Origin of the sequence: Micromonospora rosaria, from assembly GCF_001567585.1 — a bacterium.
GTDB lineage: Bacteria > Actinomycetota > Actinomycetes > Mycobacteriales > Micromonosporaceae > Micromonospora > Micromonospora rosaria.
This window is the reverse complement of record NZ_LRQV01000238.1, coordinates 1-4,963: the sequence shown is the minus strand read 5'-3', so window position 1 is coordinate 4,963 and position 4,963 is coordinate 1. Positions and strand designations below refer to the sequence as shown.

At 72.7% G+C, this 4,963-nt stretch carries 4 protein-coding genes and 1 pseudogene; 3 read left to right on the top strand and 2 right to left on the bottom strand.

Annotation, left to right across the window (positions count from 1 at the left end):
• Positions 1-397: 397 nt before the first annotated feature.
• Positions 398-712 carry a co-chaperone GroES gene (groES, locus tag AWW66_RS31270; RefSeq protein ID WP_083979252.1) on the top strand — a complete coding sequence of 105 codons (315 nt, stop codon included), beginning with the start codon at positions 398-400 and terminating at the stop codon, positions 710-712.
• Between the two features lie 70 nt (positions 713-782).
• Entirely contained in the window at positions 783-2,429 is a 1,647-nt protein-coding gene (gene groL, locus AWW66_RS31265; RefSeq protein WP_067374191.1) for a chaperonin GroEL, read from the top strand.
• Between the two features lie 69 nt (positions 2,430-2,498).
• Here the strand turns inward: groL and AWW66_RS31260 are convergent, their stop codons facing one another.
• Together AWW66_RS31260 and AWW66_RS31255 are read right to left on the bottom strand one after the other, a co-directional pair.
• A complete protein-coding gene (locus AWW66_RS31260; RefSeq protein ID WP_067374189.1) occupies positions 2,499-3,740 on the bottom strand; it encodes a hypothetical protein in 1,242 nt (413 codons plus the stop codon).
• 107 nt (positions 3,741-3,847) lie between these two features.
• Entirely contained in the window at positions 3,848-4,249 is a 402-nt protein-coding gene (locus tag AWW66_RS31255; RefSeq protein ID WP_067374194.1) for a WhiB family transcriptional regulator, read from the bottom strand.
• Positions 4,250-4,503: 254 nt separating this feature from the next.
• Here AWW66_RS31255 and AWW66_RS31250 point away from each other — a divergent pair.
• Positions 4,504-4,963, top strand: a pseudogene (locus AWW66_RS31250) (helix-turn-helix transcriptional regulator); the annotation flags it as partial.

Here is a 4,963-nt window from a genome sequence, read left to right as displayed (position 1 = left end):
GCGCGGCCGACCCCTCGGGTGTACGCAACGCGGCGAGCTGTTCGAGGTCCACCCGGCCATTGTCCCGAGCCGGCCCGGGGCGCTGCTGCGGTGGTCCACCCTCGGGCAGGTGCCGTGGTCAGCGGGGTCGTGACGGGCGGCGAAGCGGAGCGCGCGGGGTGGGCGATCGGGAGACACGGGGGTGTTGCGTTGGCACTCTCCTTGACGGAGTGCTAGCCGAGGAATAACCTGCGATTAGCACTCTCACCCTGAGGGTGCCAGCTCCCGGCCTGCCGGCGTGGGTGCTGAACGCCAGGCGGACCGGCACCCGCGACGACGGTCCCGCCCGGTGGCATGTGGCAGATTGACGCTGGTCGGCTGAGCCGTCCCGCTACGAAACCCAATACCCCAGGAGGGTATGCCCGTGACTACCGCGACCAAGGTTGCGATCAAGCCGCTCGAGGACCGTATCGTGGTCCAGGCGAACGAGGCTGAGACCACCACGGCGTCGGGCATCGTGATCCCCGACACCGCCAAGGAGAAGCCGCAGGAGGGCACCGTCCTCGCTGTCGGCCCGGGCCGTATCGACGACAAGGGCAACCGGATCCCGGTTGACGTGCAGGTCGGCGACGTCGTCCTGTACTCGAAGTACGGCGGCACCGAGGTCAAGTACGCCGGCGAGGAGTACCTGGTCCTCTCCGCCCGCGACGTCCTCGCGGTCATCGAGAAGTAAGCAACCGATCAGTGTCGCTGCCCCGGTCCGGCTCGCCGGGCCGGGGCAGCGACGCTTCGAAGGGACATTCATGGCGAAGATCCTGAGCTTCTCGGACGACGCCCGGCACCTGCTGGAGCACGGTGTCAACGCCCTCGCGGACGCGGTCAAGGTCACTCTCGGCCCGCGCGGGCGCAACGTCGTCCTGGACAAGAAATTCGGTGCGCCCACGATCACCAACGATGGTGTGACCATCGCCAAGGAGATCGAGCTCACCAACCCGTACGAGAACCTCGGCGCGCAGTTGGTCAAGGAGGTGGCGACCAAGACCAACGACGTCGCCGGCGACGGGACCACCACCGCGACCGTGCTGGCGCAGGCGCTGATCCGGGAGGGTCTGCGCAACGTCACCGCCGGCTCGAACCCGATCGCGCTGAAGCGGGGCATCGACGCGGCGGCGCAGAAGGTCTCCGAGGCCCTGCTGGACCGGGCCGTCGAGGTCACCGGCAAGGAGTCGATCGCGCACGTCGCCACGATCTCCGCGCAGGACGCCACCATCGGCGAGCTGATCGCCGAGGCGATGGAGCGGGTCGGCCGCGACGGTGTGATCACCGTCGAGGAGGGCTCGGCCCTGCACACCGAGCTGGACGTGACCGAGGGTCTCCAGTTCGACAAGGGCTTCATCTCGCCCAACTTCGTCAGCGACGCGGAGTCCCAGGAAGCCGTCCTGGAGGACGCGTACGTCCTGATCACCACGCAGAAGATCTCCGCGATCGAGGAGCTGCTGCCGCTGCTGGAGAAGGTCCTCTCCGACAGCAAGCCGCTGCTGATCATCGCCGAGGACGTCGAGGGTCAGGCGCTCTCCACGCTGGTGGTCAACGCCATCCGCAAGACCCTCAAGGTCTGCGCGGTGAAGGCCCCCGGCTTCGGTGACCGCCGCAAGGCGATGCTCCAGGACCTGGCGATCGCCACCGGTGCCGAGCTGATCGCCCCGGAACTGGGCTACAAGCTCGACCAGGTCGGCCTGGAGGTGCTCGGCTCCGCCCGGCGCGTCGTGGTCGACAAGGAGACCACCACCATCGTCGACGGTGGCGGGCAGGCCAGCGAGGTCGCCGACCGGGTCGCGCAGATCCGCAAGGAGATCGAGGCCACGGACTCCGACTGGGACCGGGAGAAGCTCTCCGAGCGGCTGGCCAAGCTCTCCGGCGGCGTCGCCGTCATCAAGGTGGGCGCGGCGACCGAGGTCGAGATGAAGGAGCGCAAGCACCGCATCGAGGACGCCATCGCCGCGACCAAGGCCGCGGTCGAGGAGGGTACGGTCCCCGGCGGCGGTGCCGCCCTGGCCCAGATCCTCCCGGTGCTCGACGACGACCTGGGCCTCACCGGCGACGAGAAGGTCGGCGTCTCGATCGTGCGCAAGTCGCTGGTCGAGCCGCTGCGCTGGATCGCCCAGAACGCCGGCCAGGACGGGTACGTCGTGGTGCAGAAGGTCGTCGGCCAGGAGTGGGGCAACGGCCTCGACGCCGCCACCGGCTCCTGGGTCGACCTGGCCACGTCCGGCATCATCGACCCGGTGAAGGTGACCCGCAACGCGGTCACCAACGCCGCCTCGATCGCCGGGCTGCTGCTGACCACCGAGAGCCTGGTCGTGGAGAAGCCGGTGAAGGCCGAGCCGGCCGCCGCCGGGGGCCACGGCCACTCGCACGGCCACGGCCACCAGCACGGCCCGGGCTTCTGACCGAGCCCGGCTGTTAGGAAGGGCCCCTTCCTATACCGAAAGCGTTAACAAGGGGCCCTTCCTTACACCTCACCGGGGTGCATCGTCGATGGCGGTGCGCCCCGGTTTCCCGTACGCGACCTCGGGGGCCAGCAGCGCCGACCAGGCGGGCCGGAAGGCCGGCGCCCGGCGCTCCGTCTCCGGTGCCAGCTCGCTGCGCCAGGGCCCGCCGTGGTCGTCGGCCGGCAGCCAGGAGGGCCACGAGTCGTAGCACCGCTGCACGGTGGACCCCTCGGCGGTCGTCTCGACCCGCAGGAAGAGCCACTGCCCGTGCGCGGGGTCCGCCTCGACCCGGCGGAGCCGGCAGACCAGCTCGCCGGCCTCCCGGAAGGGCTGCCACTGGTCCTCCCCGTCCCGGCGGGCCGGGGGCGCCGCGCCGGGATGCTGGCGGAGCGCGGTGTCGGTCACCTGGACGAGCAGCGCGCAGCGGCCGTCTCCGGCGGGGGCGCGGCCCCGGACCCAGGCGACGAGGGCGGCCAGCTCCGGGGAGTCCCCCGGGGCGGGTCGGGGCAGCTCCGTGGCCTGCCGCATGGCCGCCCAGACGAGCTGGTCGTGCTGGTCCTCGCTGAGCGTGCGGACCCGCCGGGGCGGCGCCCCACCGGCCGGCGGCAGCACCGGGCGGGCCGCTCCTGGGGTGAGCCCGGCCCGGCTGGCCGCCGTCAGGCCGGCGGCCGGGTCGACGGGGCGGGACCGCAGCCGCCCGAGCAGCCCCGTCACCACCGCCGCGTCGACCGTCCCGGCGCTCGCGGCGGCGAGCAGGCGGTCGGCGGCCCGGTCCACGTCGGCCCGCTCCGCCGCTTCGTCGGCTGGCTCGTGCCCGCCCCACTGGAAGACCACCTCGCCCAGCTCCAGCCGGGCCCGGTCCGCGTCGAGCACGGCTCCGGCGGTGGCCCGCAGGCCGTCGTCGTGCAGCGAGTCCGGGTACGGCACCCGGCTCCAGCCGCCCGCCTCGTACCAGTAGACGTAGCCGAGCTGGTCGTCCTCGGCGTGCCGGGTCAGCTCGGGCCAGGGTAGCCAGGCGGGTGCCCCGGCGAGCAGGTCGACCGGTGGGCTCGCGGAGACCGTGTCGCTGTACTCGTGGTCGTACCCGAAGAGCACCGCCCGGTCGCCCTTGACGAGGACCAGTCGGGCCCAGTTGCCGCCGTGGTCGTCGTGGTGGGCGCCGTCCGCGTCGCACCAGTAGACGTCGTCGTCACCGAGGGTGGCGAGGGCGGTGGCGAGCGCACCCCAGCGTGTCCAGAGTGTGTCGGGTGCCCCGATGTCGGTCCGCATCCGCCGGATCCTGGCAGAACCCGCCGGTACGGGGAAGGTCCGGGTGGGTGGTCACACGCTGACGCGCCCCGGCGGGCCGGGGCGCGTCGACGGAGAGTTCGGTGTCGTCAGGCGACGTTGCGCTGGGTGGGCACGGCCTGGCCACTGGCCACCGTGGACTTGTGGGCGGCGCCCAGCCGGGCCTCCAGGCGGGGCACGTCGACCCGGGACTGCCGCCGGTCGGCGGTGTCCTCCCAGCCCACCGCGAGCAGCCGCAGCCGCTCGGCCTCGCTGAAGCCACCCCAGACGCCGTACGGCTCGCGGACGGAGAGCGCGTGCGCGGCGCACTCGGCCCGGACCGGGCAGGCCCGGCAGACCGCCTTGGCACCGGATTCCCGGCGGAGCCGGGAGGAGCCGCGTTCACCGTCGGGGTGGAAGAACTGGGCGCTGTCACGTCCCCGGCAGGAGCCGAGCCGCTGCCAGTCCCAGAGGTCGACGATGGGTCCGGGCAGTCTGCGTACGTTCGACATCAGCACCCCTCCTCCCGCGCGGCACCGCGCGATCCTTCACTGCCGGGCCCCGGGTGGCGGGCCGCGCAGGCGCACCGTCCCCGGCCTGACACCACCGGTACCCGGCTGTCCCACGGTTCACACCCCTGTGATCGAAAAGCTGGTGCTGGTATGTACTAAATGCCCGATAACTCCGAAAAGTTCGGAGGATTGCCGGGAACCTCCTCCCGACCTGACCCCGCCGTGGTCTGCTCGTGGGCGGAGAGGAGACACCAGTGCGTACCGTCCTCGTGTGCGTGCGGACACCGCTCGCCGCCCAGCACCTGACCGCCGCCGCAGCTCGACTCGGCCTGTCCTCCGTCGTCCGGACCGCCGTCTCCGATCCCGAGGCGATGCTGCGGCTCGCCGAACGACCGGTCGACGTGGTGCTGGCGGACACCGCGTTGACCCGACCGGACAGCGCCGGTTTCGTCCGCCGGGTGCTCGCCCGCGCCCCCCAGGCCGCCGTGCTGCTGCTCGGCGCCGAGGAGAACGAGGCGGCGACGGCCAGCATCAGCGCCGGCGCCCGGGGGCTGATCCAGGGCACCGACCACGACCTGACCAGCGCGGTGGCGAAGGCCCTGCTGCTGCTCTCCGCGCCCGGTCGGGCCGCCCGTAACCGGGTCGGCGACCCGGCCCGCGACGCGGCGGCCGTCGGCGGCCCCACCCGGGGCGCTCCCGGCGGCCGGACCCCCG

What these genes read in the sequence shown, in the direction of transcription:
- groES (WP_083979252.1), top strand. Translation starts at nt 398, where the DNA reads ATGCCCGTGACTACCGCGACCAAGGTTGCGATCAAGCCGCTCGAGGAC.
- groL (WP_067374191.1), top strand. Translation starts at nt 783, where the DNA reads ATGGCGAAGATCCTGAGCTTCTCGGACGACGCCCGGCACCTGCTGGAG.
- AWW66_RS31260 (WP_067374189.1), bottom strand. Translation starts at nt 3,740, where the DNA reads ATGCGGACCGACATCGGGGCACCCGACACACTCTGGACACGCTGGGGT.
- AWW66_RS31255 (WP_067374194.1), bottom strand. Translation starts at nt 4,249, where the DNA reads ATGTCGAACGTACGCAGACTGCCCGGACCCATCGTCGACCTCTGGGAC.